The following is a 16,459-nucleotide window of genomic DNA, read 5'->3' as shown; positions in this document are numbered from 1 at the left end:
CGTGAACACACGGGCAACCCCGTGTCATTCCGGGGCGACAGGACCGTGCGTTGTGTCGCCGCCGCCCTAGACCTTAATCGATTTTAACGATATCGCTGCCCTCCATAATGAGGGACGCGTCGTTCATCTTGGGCCGTGCAGGTTCGCGCGTGCTGGCGGTCATGCTGCTGGCAGCGGCGACCGCGCTTGGCGGCTGCGCGGGAGGCGGCAGTGGTGCCGCCAACTCCTATGCGATGGCGCCGAGCGGCAGCAGCGGCGCCACCGTGGCGTTCGAATCCATCGACGGGCCGCCGCCGCAGGTGTTCGACCGCATGGTCGGCGTGCTCGACAGCGAATCCAAGCTGCGCAGCCTGTCCGTGGTCTCCCGCGAGGGCTCCGCCGCCTACCGCGTGCGCAGCTACCTCTCCGCCCAAATCGTCCGTGGCAAGACCGTGATCGCCTGGGTCTGGGACGTCTACGACGCCAACCAGCAGCGGGCGCTGCGCCTGTCCGGCGAGGAACCCACCTCCGCGAAGGCCGGCCGCGACGCCTGGGGCGCTGCCGACGACCTCGTCTTGCGCAAGATTGCCCAGGCCGGATTCAGCGGACTTTCCAACATGATCAACGGGACGCCGGATGCTCCCGGCGCGGCTCCGAACCTGCGCGGACCGGCGGTGGCAACCGCGATTCCGGTGGCGCCTGCGCCGGGCATGCCGGCCTCGGCGCTTGGCTATGCCGCGCAATAACCCCCGCTAAACCACGGCCTCAAGTCGCGGCCAAGCCGTTGGCCCGACTCAGGATTTTCGAAGGGAAAACGTAGCATCCCGGGTTGCCATTGCAGCCTCTCGCCTGATATTTCCTCGCCCGTCGTAACCGTGCTGCCAGTGGGTATTTTCTGATGTTGAACGTCGTATCCAGCAAAGCGCGGGAGGAAGCGTCCATGTCGGCCAAAAACGGCTCCATCAAGCTCGTCGCCGGCAACTCCAATCCGGCTCTGGCCCAAGCCATCGCGCAGGGCCTCAACATGCCGCTGACCAAGGCGGTGGTGCGGCGCTTCGCGGACATGGAGATCTTCGTCGAGGTCCAGGAGAACATCCGCGGCTCGGATGCCTTCATCATCCAGTCGACCTCGTTTCCGGCGAACGACAACCTGATGGAGCTCTTGATCATCACCGACGCGCTGCGCCGCTCCTCGGCGCGCCGCATCACCGCAGTGATCCCCTATTTCGGCTATGCCAGGCAGGACCGCCGCTCCGGCTCGCGCACGCCGATCTCGGCCAAGCTCGTCGCCAATCTGATCAGCCATGCCGGCGTCGACCGCGTCATGACGCTCGACCTGCATGCCGGCCAGATCCAGGGCTTCTTCGACATCCCGACCGACAATCTGTTCGCCGCCCCCCTGATGGTGCGTGACATCCGCGAACGTTTCGACCTCGGCAAGGTGATGGTGGTCTCGCCCGACGTCGGCGGCGTGGCCCGCGCCCGCGGCCTCGCCAAGCGCATCAACACCCCACTCGCGATCGTCGACAAGCGCCGCGAGCGTCCCGGTGAATCCGAAGTCATGAACGTGATCGGCGACGTCTCCGGCTACAGCTGCATCCTGGTCGACGACATCGTCGATTCCGGCGGCACGCTGGTGAATGCGGCCGACGCGCTGCTCGCCAAGGGCGCCAAGGACGTCTACGCCTACATCACCCACGGCGTGCTCTCCGGCGGCGCGGCCGCACGCATCTCCGGCTCCAAGCTGAAGGAGCTCGTGATCACCGACTCGATCCTGCCGACCGAGGCGGTGACCAAGGCACCGAACATCCGCACGCTTCCGATCGCCAGCCTGATCTCCGACGCGATCGCGCGCACGGCGGCGGAAGAGTCGGTGTCGAGCCTGTTCGACTGAGACCGTCGTTCCGGGACGGCGCCCAGCGCCGAACCCGGAATCCATCTTTCAGCAATCCGCATAGATCGCTGGGTCGGGCGCGTGCGACGCCCGCCCCGGAGTGACGACGACCTCCCCTACGCCACGGCCCCTCATAGCCCCCGCGGGTTGTTGCCGGCGCCGGCCCATGACATCATTCAGATACCGAGTCATCTCTCCCCTCTGGACGCCTGATGCCACGCCGGAAATTTGCTTGGGAAAAGCTGTCGGATGACGAGTTGCTCAAGCAACGTCTCCGCAGCCTGAGGGTAACGGTCGAAGGCACCTGGCTGGAGGACTGCGTCGGCACGCTCTACGAGGAGCTCGAAGAGCGAGGCATCCGGCTGCGGCCGCATACATGGATTTCGAGCGAATGGTTCAGTCCGGGCGACGTGCCCGGCATCGCCATCCCCTTCTACCTCGCCCATCCGCGCCTGATGAAGCTCGAGAAGAAGATGATGTTCGATGTCGAGGGCGGAACCTGGCGCGAGTGCATGGCCATCCTCCGTCACGAAGCCGGGCACGCCTTGCAGCACGGTTACCAGTTGCAGCGGCGGCGGCGTTGGCAGCAGCTGTTCGGCCCGTCGTCGAAACACTACCCGCGCTATTACCGGCCCAATCCTGCAAGCCGGCGTTACGTCCAGCACCTTCGGCTCTGGTATGCGCAGAGCCATCCTGACGAAGATTTCGCCGAGACCTTTGCGGTGTGGCTGCGGCCGCGCTCGAACTGGCGAACGCGATATGCCGGCTGGCCGGCGCTGAAGAAGCTCGAATATGTCGACGAGCTGATGGGCGAGATCGCGGGAAAGCGGCCGCAGATCACGACGCGGGAGCGTGTCGATCCCCTGGGTCGGCTCAGCCAGACACTCGAAGAGCACTACAAGAAGAAGCAGGCGTTCTATGCGTTCTCGCCGCCGAAGACCTACGACAGGGACCTCTCCCGGCTGTTTTCAGCCGATCCGCGGCACCATCGGTCAACGCCGGCCTCGAGCCTGATCAGGCGGCACCGCGCCCAGATCAGGCAACTGGTCGCGCGCTGGACGGGTGAGAACCAGCTCACGCTCGATGCGGTGCTTGACGAGATGATCTCCCGCTGCCGCGATCTCGATTTGCGGGCCGTTGGCCCCGAACAGAAGCTCGTTCTCGATTTCATCGTTCTCGTGACCGCCAAGACGATGCACGCGCTGTTTGGCCCGTCTCGGCGCAAATGGATCGCGCTATGAGACGCCTCCGTATTCTGGTGCTGATGCATCCGGACTTCCTGCCGCCGGACTCGAGCGACGGATACAGCGCGCAGGAAATCAACACGTGGAAAACGGAATACGACGTCGTGAACACCCTGCGCGCGGCCGGCCACGAGGTTCGCGCCCTCGGCGCCCAGGACGAGATCAAGCCGGTGCGCGAGGCGATCGAGGAGTTCAAGCCGCACGTGGTGTTTACGTTGCTGGAAGAATTCCACAACAACGTCGCCTATGACCAGCACATCGCGAGCTATCTCGAACTGATGAAGGTCGCTTATACCGGGTGCAACCCGCGCGGCCTGATCCTGGCGCGCGGCAAGGATCTGTCGAAGACGCTGGTGCATCATCGCCGGATCGCGGCGCCGGCTTTCGCCGTCTTCCCGATGCGCCGCAAGGTGAAACGTCCGACGCGTCTTGCGCTGCCGCTGATCGTCAAGAGCCTGAACATGGACGGCTCGTTCGGCATCTCGCAGGCCTCGATCGTCGATACCGACGAGAAGCTCGCCGAACGCGTCGCATTCATCCACGAGCGGGTCGAATCCGCGGCCATCGCCGAGCAGTTCATCGAGGGGCGGGAGCTCTATGTCGGCGTGCTCGGCAATAACCGGCTACGTGTCCTGCCGGTTTGGGAGCTGAAATTCGGCAGCATGGGCGGACGCAGGTCTCGGCACATCGCCACGGAGAAAGCCAAGCACGACACCGATTATCAGGAGAAGGTCGGCATCGTCGACGGGCCGGCGAAGGATCTAGCGCCCGAAGTGATCGCACGCATCCAGCGCGCCGCGAAACGCATCTACCGGGCGCTTGGCCTCGACGGCTACGCGCGCATCGATTTCCGTCTCGCCGCCGATGGTACGCCGTATTTCATCGAGGCCAATCCTAACCCCGAGATCGCGAAGAGCCAGGAATTCGCCACGGCCGCCCAGCATGCCGGGCTCGAATACCCCGACCTCCTGCACCGCATCCTGACCCTCGGGATCAGCCGGGCGAAGGCCGGTGTGTCGTTGGGCTGACAACGGCCGGCACAGCGGCCGAGAGCCGCTGTCGAAGCTGCTTGACGAGTTTTGCATTGTCATTCCGGGGCGGCGCGCCAGCGCCGAACCCGGAATCCATCTTGCAGCAATCCGTGTCGACCAATGGCTTCCGGGCGCGCGCTGCGCGCGCCCCGGAATGACCATTGCCTACCCCACGATCCCCGCGGCGACCTGGCCACGCAGGCGTTCGAGGCCGAGCAATGTCTCGGCACAGGCGGCCGCGACTTCGACGCCCTTGATGGCAAAATGCCTGCGGAAGAAGTCGTAATGCACCTCGGTCTCGTGGAATTGCTGCGGCGTCAGCACGGCCGAGAACACCGGCACCTCGGTGCGCAGCTGCACGTCCATCAGCGCCTTGATTACGGTGTCGGCGACGAACTCGTGGCGGTAGATGCCGCCGTCGACGACGAGGCCGGCCGCGACGATGGCGGTGTAGCGCCGCGTCTTGGCGAGGACCTGTGCGTGCAGCGGAATCTCGAACGAGCCGGGCACCTCGAACACGTCGACATGGGTGAGGTGCCGCGCCTCGGCCTCCCTCATGAAGGCGATGCGGGCCTCTTCGACCACGTCGCGGTGCCAGCAGGCCTGCACGAAGGCCACCCGCTGCGGCTTTGCGAAGCGCGGGTGCTCGGTCGCAGGCCCTTTCGGAACCGGCGGTTGTCCCACTTCAATTTCGGCTTGGGACGTTTCGGCTTGTAAAGTTTCGGCTTGTACAGTTGCGGTTTGGGGATCTTGCAACATCTGATTCATGGCTTTCCTCGGTTTAAGGACCAGAATCAGGGCACACGGAACGACAAACAGCCGCATCTTGCGATGCGTCTGCCACCGACCGTTCTCTTTCATCCGGACTTTGACCGTCGGCTTCGGAGTTGCACCGAATCTGCTGACCCTTCCCTTCGGGATCACCCTCGCGGAAGGCGCTCGCGGGCTTAGGCCTTTCGGCCCTTACCGCCGGTGGGGACTTTCACCCCGCCCTGAGAACATCGGCCGTTCGGGATGAACGGCCTGCCTGGAAATATGCCGCTCGCGCGCCACCGCGGCAAGCGGGTTCCGCATGGGCAAATCGCATGGTCCCATGCCATGGCAGCGGTCCGGCCCTCGCGGGACGGAATTTGAGGCTTGGCGCCCTTCCGCGCGAATCCGATTCCGGTTTGTTCTCCTCCACGGGATTGCGGCCTCCTGCGTTAAGAATTGTGGCGGAGATGAGCTGTGGACGAACGAGTCCTGGCTTGTGGACGGACTCGCGACCCCGTTGCGCAGATTCCGCAAATCACATCACTTGATCCGCGACAGGCCCGCGCTGATCCAAGGGGATCGCAAGAGCGACACCGAGGAATCGCAGCAGCGCTTCCGAGGGGCTCGCTAGCGACGTTGAGGGAGTTCGCCGGGCCAGCCGCGTGCGTATCAAACACAACAAGAAGGCAAGAGGTCGAGACGGCATGTCCCTGCTCGAAGGCACTATCGATTCCAAAAGCCATCCGCTCGCGGTGGTCGAGGATATCGCTGCCAGCAACAACTGGCCGTTCGAACGCTCCGGCGAAGACGAACTCACGATTGTCTCGAAGGGACAATGGACCGACTACCAGCTCTCCTTCACCTGGATGGGCGAGATCGAGGCGCTGCATCTGGCCTGCGCCTTCGACATGAAGATTCCGCCGGCGCGGCGCGGCGAGGTGCAGCGGCTCGTTGCCGCCGTGAACGAGCAGCTGTGGGTCGGCCATTTCGATTTGTGGACCAATACCGGCATGGTCATGCACCGTCAGGCCCTGGTGCTGCCGGGCGGCCTCACCGCCTCGACCGCACAATGCGAGGCCATGCTCGCCGGCGCCATCCACGCCTGCGAGCGCTACTTCCCGGCGTTCCAGTTCGTGGTGTGGGCCGGCAAGACCACGACCGAGGCGATGGACGCCGCGATGTTCGATACGGTGGGAGAGGCGTAAGGCCTGCTCTTCAGCAAGTGAGGAGGTCCACTTCTCCCTCCTCATCGTCGTCCCTGCGAACGCAGGACCCATACCGCGCGATGCCCCTCGTGGCACAACGCTTGTTGCTCCGCCTTCCATCCACTAGAACCGCATGTGGTTATGGGTCCCTGCGTTCGCAGGGACGATACCTTTTGCTCGGGTGATCACAGTGGCAGACAACAACCTCCTCCAAAACATCACCGGCACCATCCTGCTCGTCGGCGCCGGCAAGATGGGCGGCGCGATGCTGACCGGCTGGCTGGCGGGCGGGCTCGATCCGCGCCGCGTTACGGTGATCGATCCGCAGGTCTCGCCCGAGATCACTGCGCTCGCGGCCAAGGGCGTTGCGCTCAATCCGGACGCGAAGGCGGCTGGTCCGGTCGAGACGCTGGTCGTCGCGGTGAAGCCGCAGATGTTCCGTGAGGCCGGCGCCAAGCTGAAAGCGTTCGTCTCGGACAAAACGTCGGTGGTCTCAATCATGGCGGGCACCACGATTGCTTCGCTCGAAGAAGTTTGCGGCGGCGCGGTGGTGCGCGCGATGCCGAACACGCCGGCCGCGATCGGCCGCGGCATCACCGTCGCGGTCGCCGCGAAAAGTGTCAGCGCCGCGCAGCGCGCGGTGGCCGATGCGCTGCTGCGCGCCACCGGCGCGGTGGAATGGGTCGAGGATGAAGGCCTGATGGACGCGGTCACTGCCGTGTCCGGCTCGGGCCCGGCCTATGTTTTCCTGCTCGCCGAGGAGCTCGCCCGCGCCGGCGTCGAGGCCGGATTGCCCGAAGCGCTGGCGACGAAGCTTGCGCGCGAGACCGTCGCCGGATCCGGCGAGCTGCTGCACCAGTCCGAGCTTCCCTCCAGCACGCTGCGCCAGAACGTCACTTCGCCCGGCGGCACCACCGCTGCGGCCTTGGGCGTGCTGATGGGCGAGCTCGGCCTGCGCGAATTGATGATCCGCGCGATCGCCGCGGCGACGAAGCGGTCGAAGGAATTGGCGAAGTAGACAGATCAAGAGCGCTTCGGCCTCCCGGGCGGCCGGATGCGAGCCAATCCAGGCTGTTGCCGGCAGGGAGAGCGATCGTGAACCTCTACGCGAAACTTCTCGAACGACAGGCCGAGGGTCGCCCCATCAGGATCGGGCTGATCGGGGCGGGCAAGTTCGGTGCAATGTACCTGCATCAGGTTCTGCGCACCCCGGGCGTCCATCTCGTCGGAATTGCGGACCTGTCCCCGTCGCGTGCCCGTGAAAACCTCGACCGGGTCGGCTGGCGCCCGGAGCAATTCGCAGCAAGCTCGCTCGAGGATGCGCTCAAGACCGGCACGACCTTCCTGACCGACGACTGGCAAGCGCTGGTGACGTGCGATGGCATCGAGGTGATCGCCGAATGCACCGGCAATCCCGTCGCGGCGGTCGAGCATTGCCTTGGTGCCTTTGCTGCGGGCAAGGCCGTCATCAACGTGACCGTCGAGGCCGACGCCTTCTGCGGGCCGATCCTGGCGCAAAGAGCCAGGCAGGCCGGCGTGATCTATAGCCTCGCCTATGGCGATCAGCCGGCGCTGGCCTGCGACCTCGTCGATTGGGCAAGGGCCTGCGGTTTCCCGGTCGTGGCGGCCGGCCGTGGCCACAAATGGCTGCCGCACTATCGGGAGTCGACGCCGGAAGCGGTCTGGAATCATTGGGGACTCACCGCCGAGCAGGCCGCGCGCGGCGGCATGAATCCAAAAATGTTCAACGCGTTCCTCGACGGCTCCAAGCCGGCGATCGAATCTGCGGCGATCGCGAACGCAACCGGGCTGGCTGCGCCTTCGCAAGGCCTCGCATTCCCGCCGGGATCGGTCGACGACATCCCGACGCTGATGCGCCCCCGTTCCGAGGGCGGCATTTTGGATGCCAAGGGCCAAGTCGAAGTCGTGTCCTGCTTGACGACCGAAGGCAAACCGATCCCCAACGACATCCGCAAGGGTGTCTGGGTCTGTTTCGAAGGCGACAGCGATTACATCCGTAACTGCTTCCAGGAATACAGCGTCGTCACCGATCCAAGCGGGCGTTACATGAGCTCGTACAAGAAGTGGCATCTCATAGGTCTGGAGCTTGGAATCTCGGTGGCCTCGATCGCTCTGCGCAAGGAGGCGACAGGAGTCGCAACGACGTTTAACGCCGATGTTGCCGCAACCGCCAAGAAGAACCTGCGCGTGGGAGATCTGCTCGACGGAGAGGGCGGCTACACCGTCTTCGGCAAGTTGACGCCGGCCAGCACGTCGCTTGCAGAGGGCTATCTGCCGCTCGGGCTTGCACACAATGTAAGATTGACCAGGGCGGTCGCCAAGGACTCCTGCATCACCTGGGCCGATGTGGCGATTGACGAGACGCTGCCTGCCGTACGTGTCCGCCGGGAGCAGGAAGCGTTCTATTCATCGCCGGGAGCGCAGTTAGGTTAGGCGAAGTCGCGCCGAACCGGCTGCACTACGCCCCCAACCGCTTGTTGAACATCTCGACATTGACGAGCCCGCGGGCGTGGCGGCCCTCGCCGAGCTTGCGCGTGCCCTCGAACGCCTCGACCTCGAAGCGGATGACGCGGCGCTCGACCGCGACCACCTTGGCCGTGGTCCGCACCGTGGCTCCCACGAGCGCGGCTGCGAGATGGCGGATGTCGACCTCGGTGCCGACGGTGACCCAGCCCGGCTGCAGCGCGGCGCGGATTGCATCGCCCGCCGTCATCTCCATCTCGAGGATCATCATCGGCGTCGCATAGACCATGGGCATGCCGGGCACGAAATGCCCGACCGTGCGCTCCGCCGGCACCACCAGCGTGCGCTCGGCGCTCATGCCGATCGTGATGAAATCGCGTGCGTCCATGGGGCTTGCTCGTCATTCCGGGGCGTGCGAAGCGCGAACCCGGAATCCAGAAATTGCCGATCGAGATTCCCCAATGCGCAGTTGCGCATTGTGGTTCAGCCCTGACGGGCTGCTCCGGAGTGACGTTTACGCGTCACTTCTTCGCCGCCGCCGCGCGCTCAACGAAGGTCTTGCCGCCCTTCATCTTGTGGCGGAGCGGGGCTTCGTTGATCTGGATGACGACGGCATCGGCGTCGACGCCGAGGTTCTTCACCAGTGCCTGGGTGATGTCGCGCATCATGCCGGCCTTCTGCTCGTCGGTGCGGCCTTCGGCCATGCTGACAGTGATCTCAGGCATTTTTCTCTCCCTTGCGGCCGGACGCCGGCCATTGACGGTCGCCATCAAACAAGACGTGGATGCCCGGGACAAGCCCGGGCATGACGGCTTGGCGGAATGGCTATCCCCACTTTACGTCATGGCGCGCCAGGACCTCGCGCACCTTGGCGACGAGATCGGCTTCACTGCACGAGAACTGCGCCGGCCGGGTCTCACGCCATTCCTGGTTGGAGGCGATCGCGGCCGCGGCCTTGGCGCCCTCGATCAGGTCCTTGATCTGCACTTCGCCGCGCGTCTTCTCATCCGAACCCTGGATGATGACGCAAGGTGAGTTGCGGCGGTCGGCATATTTGAGCTGGTTGCCCATGTTCTTCGGGTTGCCGAGATAGAGCTCGGCGCGGATGCCTGCGCTGCGCAGGGATGCGACCATCTTCTGATAGTCGGCGACGCGGTCGCGGTCGAACACGGTGACGACGACGGGTCCGAATTCGGGCCGCGTGTCGAGCTTGCCGAGCAGCGTCAGCGCGGCCTGTAGCCGGGACACGCCGATCGAGAAACCGGTCGCCGGCACCGGCTCGCCGCGGAAGCGCGAGACGAGGCCGTCATAGCGACCACCACCGCCGACCGAGCCGAACCGCACGGGGCGGCCCTTCTCGTCCTTGGTCTCGAGCAGGAGTTCAACCTCGTAGACGGGGCCGGTGTAATATTCGAGGCCGCGCACGACGGACGGATCGATCTTGATGCGATCCGCACCGTAACCCGACGCGGTGACCAGTTTTGCAATCTCTTCCAGCTCGCTGACACCGGCCTGACCGACCGCGCTCTTAGCGAGGTAAGTATCTGCCGCGGCGATGGCTTCCTTCCAATCCTCTCGCGCCTTGGTGATGGCGAGAACGACATCGGCCTCAGCTTCGCTGAGATTGGCGCCTTTGGTGAAGTCGCCCTTGCCTTCCTCGCCGCCGTCCCATCGTCCCGGACCGAGCAGCTTGCGCACTTCATCGGCGGAAAACTTGTCGAGCTTGTCGATCGCGCGCAGCACGGTCAGCCTGCGGGCGGCGTTCTCTTCGCCGCCGAGCCCGATGGCTTCCAGCACACCGTCGAGCACTTTGCGGTTGTTCACCTTCACGACATAGGAGCCGCGCGCAATGCCAAGCGCCTCCATGGTGTCCGCGGCCATCATGCAGATCTCGGCATCCGCGGCCGGTGTTGCCGAACCGACGGTGTCGGCATCGAACTGCATGAACTGGCGGAAGCGGCCGGGGCCGGGCTTTTCGTTGCGGAAGACATAGCCCACGCGATAGCTGCGATAGGGCAAAACGAGACCGTCGGTGCCGTAACGCTCGCCGACATAGCGCGCCAGCGGCGCGGTCAGATCGTAGCGCAGGCTGATCCACTGCTCGTCGTCGTCCTGGAACGAGAACACACCTTCGTTGGGACGGTCCTGGTCCGGCAGGAACTTGCCGAGCGCGTCGGTGTATTCCATCGCCGGCGTTTCCACCGGCTCGAACCCGTAGAGCTCGTAGACGGCGCGGATCTTCTCGACCATCTCGCGCGTCGCCCGGATCGCGGCGGGATCGCGATCCTCCAGCCCGCGTGGCAGGCGCGCCTTCAGTTTCTGGGGTTTTTTGGATTTCTCGGCCATGCGCGGCGTTTACCAGTCGGGGCGCAAGGCGGCAACCGGCCTATCCGCAGAACTCGTCATGGCCGGGCTTGTCCCGGCCATCCACGTAGCAGGCCAACGGCAGCAAAGACGCGGGCCTATGCCTCGCCGAAGCGGCTTCGGCCGCGCAGGCGGGACAAGCCCGGGCATGACGGAGTGTGCGATTGAGCCGCCTACGGCTGCTCCATCCGCGCCCGGATGGCATCCGCATCCGCCTTCGGCAGTGACTTCAGGGTCGGCTTGATGGTTTCACCGCCGACGATCTTGCCGTTGCGCGTGAACATCCAGTCCGAGATGTCAGCCTCGCCGAACGCGACTTTGTCGCCGGCCCGCTTGCCCGGAAGGTCGCGGGGCTCGTTGGCCAAGAGTCCGCTAAAGGTCCCATCGGGTTGCTTCTTCACGTCGCCAACCCAGATGTGCTCGCCGCCCTTGCGGGTCGAGAAGCGGACCTTCAGGGCGTGTCCGGCTTCCGACGGCTTTGGCGTTCCATAAGAGCTCCAGAAGGTCGACAGCGTAGCGCGGCCCCGCTCGATCGCCGCATTCATCTCCGCATCGGCGGTCGGCACTGTCACGATCGGCGAGCGGTCTTGCGCGACAACCTGGTGCGTGGGCCCGATGGTCAGGATGCCGATGACGCAGACGCCGGTGATCGCGGCGAGAGCGATCCATTTCATGGGGTGGGAGAGCTTTGCGGCCATGATCGCGATGTCCTGATGTCTGATGTGTGCAGACTTTGTCGCATGTCGGCAACGGCACGTTCAGTGCGCAAAAAACCACAAGCGATGCGCGTTTCCCCCTTGGAAGAGGGAAACGCGTTGCTCCCGATCAAAGCACCTTGCGGATCCAGTTGTGCGGATCGTTGGTGCGGCCGTACTGGATGTCGACGAGCTGCTTGCGCAGGCCCATGGCGACGGGGCCGGCGGCGCCGCCGCCGATCTCAAAATCGCCGCTGACCGAACGCACCTTGCCGATCGGCGAGATCACAGCCGCGGTGCCGCAAGCGAACGCTTCCTTGAGCTTGCCGGAGGCGGCATCCTTGCGCCATTGGTCGAGCGTATACGGCTCCTCGCGCACGGTCTTTCCGGCATCGCGGGCGAGCGCGATGATGGAGTCGCGGGTGATGCCGGGCAGGATGGTGCCGAGCGGCGGCGTCGAGAGCGAGCCGTCATCGAACACGAAGAAGACGTTCATGCCGCCGAGCTCCTCGATGTAGCGGCGCTCGACCGCGTCGAGGAAGACGACCTGGTCGCAACCGTGCTGGATCGCTTCGGCCTGCGCACGCAGGCTCGCGGCATAATTGCCGCCGCATTTGACGGCGCCGGTGCCACCGATCGCGGCGCGCGTGTAGTTCTCCGACACCCAGATCGAGACCGGCGCAGGCCCGCCCTTGAAATAGGAGCCCACCGGCGAGGCGATGACCGCGAAGATGTATTCGGACGACGGCTTGACGCCGAGGAAGGTCTCGCTCGCGATCATGAAGGGACGCAAGTAGAGGCTGCCTTCCCCGCCCGGCATCCAGGCGCGGTCGATGCGCACGACCTGCTCGACCGCTTCGATGAAGACGTCTTCGGGGAGTTGGGCCATCGCCATGCGATCCGCCGAGTCCTTGAAGCGTCGTGCATTGGCGTCGGGGCGGAACAGGTTCACGCCGCCGTCATCGCGCTTGTAGGCCTTGAGGCCTTCAAAGATCTCCTGGGCGTAGTGCAGCACGGCGCCGGCCGGATCGAGCTGGAAGTTGGCGCGCGCCTCGATCCGCGCGTCATACCAGCCGCCCTTGGCCTGGTTGTAGCGGACGATCGCCATGTGGTCGGTGAAGACCCGTCCGAAGCCGGGATCGACCAGCTTGGCGACGCGGTCCTTCTCCGGCGTCGGATTGGATGCGGGCTGGATGTCGAATGTCATGGTCATGTCCTTGGCTCCCGCTGCCGGTATCGGCGCTGTTCTGGCGCCGGCCCGCCCTGTTTCGGGCTGGCTGGCTTCATTAGGTGTCTGGCCGAACAACCGCCAGCCTTGTTACGGCCGGTTTCCCGTGGCCAGCATGTCGCCGAGGACATGCTTTTGCGGAAGGCGGAAGTCCAGTATGTTTTGCCGAAATGCCGCTCGACAATCGCACGGTAGACCTGCTTCGGCCGTCGTCGCCTGTCCGGCTCCTTCCGCCGTCCCTGCTTCGACGCCGCCCGTCACGAAACGATCTAAAATTTCGTGCGGGCTGATCGTTTTGTAACATTGAACCCAAGATACGTCAATATGCCTGACATAAATTTCACAAGCTCTTCACACGACGCCGCCGAGCCCCGGGCGGCGGCAGGTGATGGAGGCAATTTGCGCTGGGATATCATTGAGCTGCTGTTCTTCGCCTATCGCGATTTCGTGGGCGATCCCGACCAGGAGCTTGAGGCGTTCGGTTTCGGCCGGGCCCATCACCGCGTCATGCACTTCGTCTACCGTTATCCCGGGCTCAAGGTCGCCGACCTCCTCGACGTCCTGCGCATCACAAAACAGTCGCTCGGCCGCGTGCTCAAGCAGCTCCTGGACGAGGGCTACATCGTGCAGAAGACTGGCGACAATGACCGCCGTCAGCGCCTGCTCTATGCGACGCCGAAAGGCGAGACGCTGGTGCAGAAGCTCGCCGGCCTTCAGACCACGCGCATCACCAAAGCGCTCGCTGAGATCGCGCCGCAGGATGCCGAGACCGTCAAGCGCTTCCTGCGCGCGATGATCGACCGCGACGATCCGGACAAGGTGCTCGAGACGATCTTCGCTTCCGTCAACAAGGACGCCAAGGAGTGAACGTGCCGCTCGCTGCCACTCTCGCTCGCCCGCCGGCGCGCCCGGCCGACGACGCCCCGCACCTGTTGCTGGTCGATGACGACCGCCGCATCCGCGACCTGCTCTCGCGCTTCCTCGCCAGCGAAGGCTACCGCGTCTCGACCGCCGCCAGCGCCAGCGATGCACGCGCCAAGCTGATGGGGCTGCACTTCGACCTCCTGATCCTCGACGTCATGATGCCGGGCGAGACCGGCTTCGACCTCGCCCGCTTCATCCGCACCTCGTCCTCGGTGCCGATCGTGATGCTGACGGCGCGGCACGAGGCGGAAGCGCGCATCGAGGGTTTGCAGATCGGCGCCGACGATTACGTGGCAAAACCGTTTGAGCCGCGCGAGCTCGCGCTGCGCATCAACAACATCCTCAAGCGCGCCGCGCCGCCGCCGCAGGCGGCCACCGTGGACAAGATCGCGTTCGGCCCCTACGTCTACCATCTCGATCGCGGCGAGCTGCGCCAGGGCGAGGAGGTCATTCACCTCACCGACCGCGAGCGCGAGATGCTGCGTATCCTGTCGGAGACGCCGGGCGAGACCGTGCCGCGCAGCGCGCTGACCGGCAACGGCAGCGTCAACGAGCGCGCCGTCGACGTGCAGATCAACCGCCTCCGGCGCAAGATCGAGACCGATCCCGCCAACCCGCTGTTCCTCCAGGCAGTACGCGGCATCGGCTACCGGCTGGTGGCCTCGCCCTAAACCGCAATGAAGCGCGACCGATGAGCACGATCGATTCCGGCCTGACGCTTCTGAAGAGCGCCGCCGGCCGCGTCTCCGCCGCCAATGGCTGGATGGGCAACGCGTTCAAGGGCTGGATGCCGACCGGCCTCTATGCCCGCGCGCTGCTGATCATGATCGTGCCGATGGTGATCCTGCAATCGGTCGTCGCCTTCGTGTTCATGGAGCGGCACTGGAACACGGTCACCCGCCGCCTGTCGGCCGCTGTGGTGCAGGACATCGCCGCGTTGATCGACGTCTACAAGGGCTATCCGCAGGACAAGGACCGCGACCAGATCCGCCGCATCGCGCAGCAGCGGCTCGGCCTCGTCGTCGATTTTCTTCCCGCCGGCGACATGCCGCCGCCGGGACCGAAGCCGTTCTTCTCGCTGCTCGACCAGACGCTGTCGGTGCAGCTCGGCCGCCAGATCGGCCGCTCATTCTGGATCGACACGGTCGGCCGCTCCAACCTGGTCGAGATCCGCATCCAGCTCGACGACGCCGTGATGCGCGTGTTCGCGCAGCGCAGCGCCGCCTACGCCTCGAACTCGGAGATCTTCCTGTTCTGGATGGTCGGCACGTCCTCGATCCTGCTGATCGTAGCCGTGCTGTTCCTGCGCAACCAGATCAAGCCGATCCTTCGGCTCGCGGATGCCGCCGAGAGTTTTGGCAAGGGCCGCGAGGCGCCGAACTTCCGCCCACGAGGCGCGCGCGAGGTGCGGCGCGCCTCGGTCGCTTTCCTCGAAATGAAATCGCGCATCGAGCGCACGATGGAGCAACGTACTGCGATGCTCGCAGGCGTCAGCCATGATCTGCGCACCATCCTGACCCGCTTCAAGCTCGAGCTGGCGCTGATCGGTGACAGCCCCGAGCTCGAGGGCATGCGCAAGGACGTCGACGAGATGTCGATGATGCTGGAGGATTATCTCGCCTTTGCCCGCGGCGATTCCGGCGAGCAGTCGCAGCCGACCGACATGGCACAGGCCCTGGAAGAATTGCGCAGCGATGCCGAGCGGCACGGCCACACAGCGACCGTGGCGTTCCACGGCCTGCCGGTAGTGACCGTGAAGCCGGCCTCGTTCAAGCGCTGCCTCGCCAACCTCGTCACCAATGCCGCGAGCTATGGCAAGGCCATCGCCATCACCGGCCAGCGCGATCACCGTTACCTCACCGTCACGATCGACGACGACGGCCCGGGTATCCCGGCGCATTTGCGCGAGGAGGTGTTCAAGCCGTTTCTGCGGCTGGACAATGCCCGCAACCAGGACGAAGGCGGCACCGGCCTTGGCCTCGCGATCGCCCGCGACATCGCCCGCTCGCATGGCGGCGACATCACGCTCGGCGACAGCCCGATGGGTGGACTGAGGGCGAGTGTGCGGATTCCCGTGTAGGCGCCGTAGCCTACTTCGGCAGCAGCGCCTTCAGCTTGTCCATGTCGCGCACGTTCATCTTGAAGCCGCCGGGCATCACGATGTCGCCGGGCTTTTGGTCCGGCTTGCAGGCCCCGAGCCATTTGGCTTGCAGCGTTACGGTGGTATCGCGGCCGGCCGCACCGGCCACGCCGCCTTTTGCATGCGATGAGGACTTCACCGTGTAGGCCGAATTGAAGTCCCCGGTGATCTCGGCATGCGAGGTCGTGTTGACGCCGGCGACGCTGCACTCGGAATCGCTGACATAGCCGGTCGCGGTCTTCTTGATCTCCTGCTTGGCGCAGATCTGCTTGGCCATCGGGGAGACGTTGTTGCTCATCTCCTTGTCGACGGTCTCGTCGGTGCAATGTTGCATGGTCATCTCGGGCACGGGCGAGCCTGACGTGACCAGCTTCATTTCCCACAGGCCGGGCTTGCGCACCGGCAGATCGTCGGCGCCGGCGTTGCCCGCCGACAACACGAGACAAGCGGCCGAGCCGAGCAAAGCGAGTTTGCGCGTCATGGAGAAGGCTCCCGGCTGAGTGTTGCGGCGTACCGAC

The 16,459-nt window shown here is 65.0% G+C and carries 17 protein-coding genes and 1 riboswitch; of the genes, 10 read left to right on the top strand and 7 right to left on the bottom strand.

Annotated elements, in window-relative coordinates; genetic code table 11:
- Nucleotides 1–107 precede the first annotated feature (107 nt).
- From SE91_RS03860 to SE91_RS03845, 4 genes are all read left to right on the top strand, one after another.
- Nucleotides 108–725, top strand: coding sequence for a hypothetical protein (locus SE91_RS03860; RefSeq protein WP_061846641.1), 618 nt, complete (start codon nucleotides 108–110; stop codon nucleotides 723–725).
- A 194-nt stretch (nucleotides 726–919) separates the two neighbouring features.
- Nucleotides 920–1,873, top strand: a complete 954-nt coding sequence (locus tag SE91_RS03855; protein WP_060737521.1) for a ribose-phosphate pyrophosphokinase — start codon at nucleotides 920–922, stop codon at nucleotides 1,871–1,873.
- 212 nt (nucleotides 1,874–2,085) lie between these two features.
- Nucleotides 2,086–3,114, top strand: a complete 1,029-nt coding sequence (locus tag SE91_RS03850; RefSeq protein WP_061846640.1) for a putative zinc-binding metallopeptidase — start codon at nucleotides 2,086–2,088, stop codon at nucleotides 3,112–3,114.
- Nucleotides 3,111–4,145, top strand: coding sequence for a D-alanine--D-alanine ligase family protein (locus tag SE91_RS03845; RefSeq protein WP_061846639.1), 1,035 nt, complete (start codon nucleotides 3,111–3,113; stop codon nucleotides 4,143–4,145). The genes SE91_RS03850 and SE91_RS03845 overlap by 4 nt, the downstream gene beginning before the upstream one ends.
- A gap of 168 nt (nucleotides 4,146–4,313) precedes the next feature.
- Here the strand turns inward: SE91_RS03845 and SE91_RS03840 are convergent, their stop codons facing one another.
- On the bottom strand, nucleotides 4,314–4,916 hold the full coding sequence (locus SE91_RS03840) for a 6,7-dimethyl-8-ribityllumazine synthase (RefSeq protein ID WP_060737520.1): 603 nt from the start codon (nucleotides 4,914–4,916) through the stop codon (nucleotides 4,314–4,316).
- A 77-nt stretch (nucleotides 4,917–4,993) separates the two neighbouring features.
- A riboswitch (FMN riboswitch) is annotated at nucleotides 4,994–5,152 on the bottom strand.
- Between the two features lie 453 nt (nucleotides 5,153–5,605).
- On the opposite strand from SE91_RS03840, the gene SE91_RS03835 reads away from it, so the two are divergent.
- From SE91_RS03835 to SE91_RS03825, 3 genes are all read left to right on the top strand, one after another.
- The gene (locus SE91_RS03835; protein WP_061846638.1) at nucleotides 5,606–6,106 is read left to right on the top strand and encodes a type III secretion system chaperone family protein; all 501 of its coding nucleotides are present in this window, start codon (nucleotides 5,606–5,608) and stop codon (nucleotides 6,104–6,106) included.
- A gap of 133 nt (nucleotides 6,107–6,239) precedes the next feature.
- Nucleotides 6,240–7,124 carry a pyrroline-5-carboxylate reductase gene (gene proC, locus SE91_RS03830; RefSeq protein WP_061846637.1) on the top strand — a complete coding sequence of 295 codons (885 nt, stop codon included), beginning with the start codon at nucleotides 6,240–6,242 and terminating at the stop codon, nucleotides 7,122–7,124.
- 77 nt (nucleotides 7,125–7,201) lie between these two features.
- The gene (locus SE91_RS03825) at nucleotides 7,202–8,560 is read left to right on the top strand and encodes an NAD(P)H-dependent oxidoreductase (RefSeq protein WP_061846636.1); all 1,359 of its coding nucleotides are present in this window, start codon (nucleotides 7,202–7,204) and stop codon (nucleotides 8,558–8,560) included.
- Nucleotides 8,561–8,585: 25 nt separating this feature from the next.
- On the opposite strand, the gene SE91_RS03820 is transcribed toward SE91_RS03825, so the two are convergent.
- The 5 genes from SE91_RS03820 to SE91_RS03800 form a co-directional block, all read right to left on the bottom strand.
- Nucleotides 8,586–8,978, bottom strand: coding sequence for a thioesterase family protein (locus SE91_RS03820; protein WP_061846635.1), 393 nt, complete (start codon nucleotides 8,976–8,978; stop codon nucleotides 8,586–8,588).
- A 133-nt stretch (nucleotides 8,979–9,111) separates the two neighbouring features.
- Entirely contained in the window at nucleotides 9,112–9,360 is a 249-nt protein-coding gene (locus SE91_RS03815) for a tautomerase family protein (protein WP_283806217.1), read from the bottom strand.
- A 55-nt stretch (nucleotides 9,361–9,415) separates the two neighbouring features.
- Complete coding sequence (hisS, locus tag SE91_RS03810) at nucleotides 9,416–10,936, bottom strand: histidine--tRNA ligase (protein WP_061846634.1); 1,521 nt, start codon at nucleotides 10,934–10,936, stop codon at nucleotides 9,416–9,418.
- 191 nt (nucleotides 10,937–11,127) lie between these two features.
- Nucleotides 11,128–11,652 carry a YegJ family protein gene (locus tag SE91_RS03805; protein WP_061846633.1) on the bottom strand — a complete coding sequence of 175 codons (525 nt, stop codon included), beginning with the start codon at nucleotides 11,650–11,652 and terminating at the stop codon, nucleotides 11,128–11,130.
- Between the two features lie 127 nt (nucleotides 11,653–11,779).
- The gene (locus tag SE91_RS03800) at nucleotides 11,780–12,862 is read right to left on the bottom strand and encodes a branched-chain amino acid aminotransferase (protein WP_060734890.1); all 1,083 of its coding nucleotides are present in this window, start codon (nucleotides 12,860–12,862) and stop codon (nucleotides 11,780–11,782) included.
- A 339-nt stretch (nucleotides 12,863–13,201) separates the two neighbouring features.
- On the opposite strand from SE91_RS03800, the gene SE91_RS03795 reads away from it, so the two are divergent.
- The 3 genes from SE91_RS03795 to SE91_RS03785 are packed head-to-tail and all read left to right on the top strand — an operon-like array spanning nucleotide 13,202 to nucleotide 15,881.
- Nucleotides 13,202–13,744 (top strand): MarR family winged helix-turn-helix transcriptional regulator, encoded by a 543-nt coding sequence (locus tag SE91_RS03795; RefSeq protein WP_061846632.1) that lies wholly within the window; start codon nucleotides 13,202–13,204, stop codon nucleotides 13,742–13,744.
- Nucleotides 13,741–14,472: a response regulator gene (locus SE91_RS03790; RefSeq protein WP_008544428.1), complete on the top strand. Its 732-nt coding sequence runs from the start codon at nucleotides 13,741–13,743 to the stop codon at nucleotides 14,470–14,472. Before SE91_RS03795 ends, SE91_RS03790 begins: the two co-directional genes overlap by 4 nt.
- Nucleotides 14,473–14,492: 20 nt before the next feature.
- Nucleotides 14,493–15,881 (top strand): ATP-binding protein, encoded by a 1,389-nt coding sequence (locus tag SE91_RS03785; RefSeq protein WP_061846631.1) that lies wholly within the window; start codon nucleotides 14,493–14,495, stop codon nucleotides 15,879–15,881.
- A gap of 10 nt (nucleotides 15,882–15,891) precedes the next feature.
- Here the strand turns inward: SE91_RS03785 and SE91_RS03780 are convergent, their stop codons facing one another.
- Nucleotides 15,892–16,422, bottom strand: coding sequence for a DUF3617 domain-containing protein (locus SE91_RS03780; protein WP_061846630.1), 531 nt, complete (start codon nucleotides 16,420–16,422; stop codon nucleotides 15,892–15,894).
- Between the last annotated feature and the right edge of the window lie 37 nt (nucleotides 16,423–16,459).

This window comes from Bradyrhizobium sp. DOA1 (genome assembly GCF_001593325.1).
Classification (GTDB): Bacteria; Pseudomonadota; Alphaproteobacteria; order Rhizobiales; family Xanthobacteraceae; genus Bradyrhizobium.
Note: the sequence above shows the minus strand (reverse complement) of the source record. Positions and strands in the feature narration are given on the sequence as shown.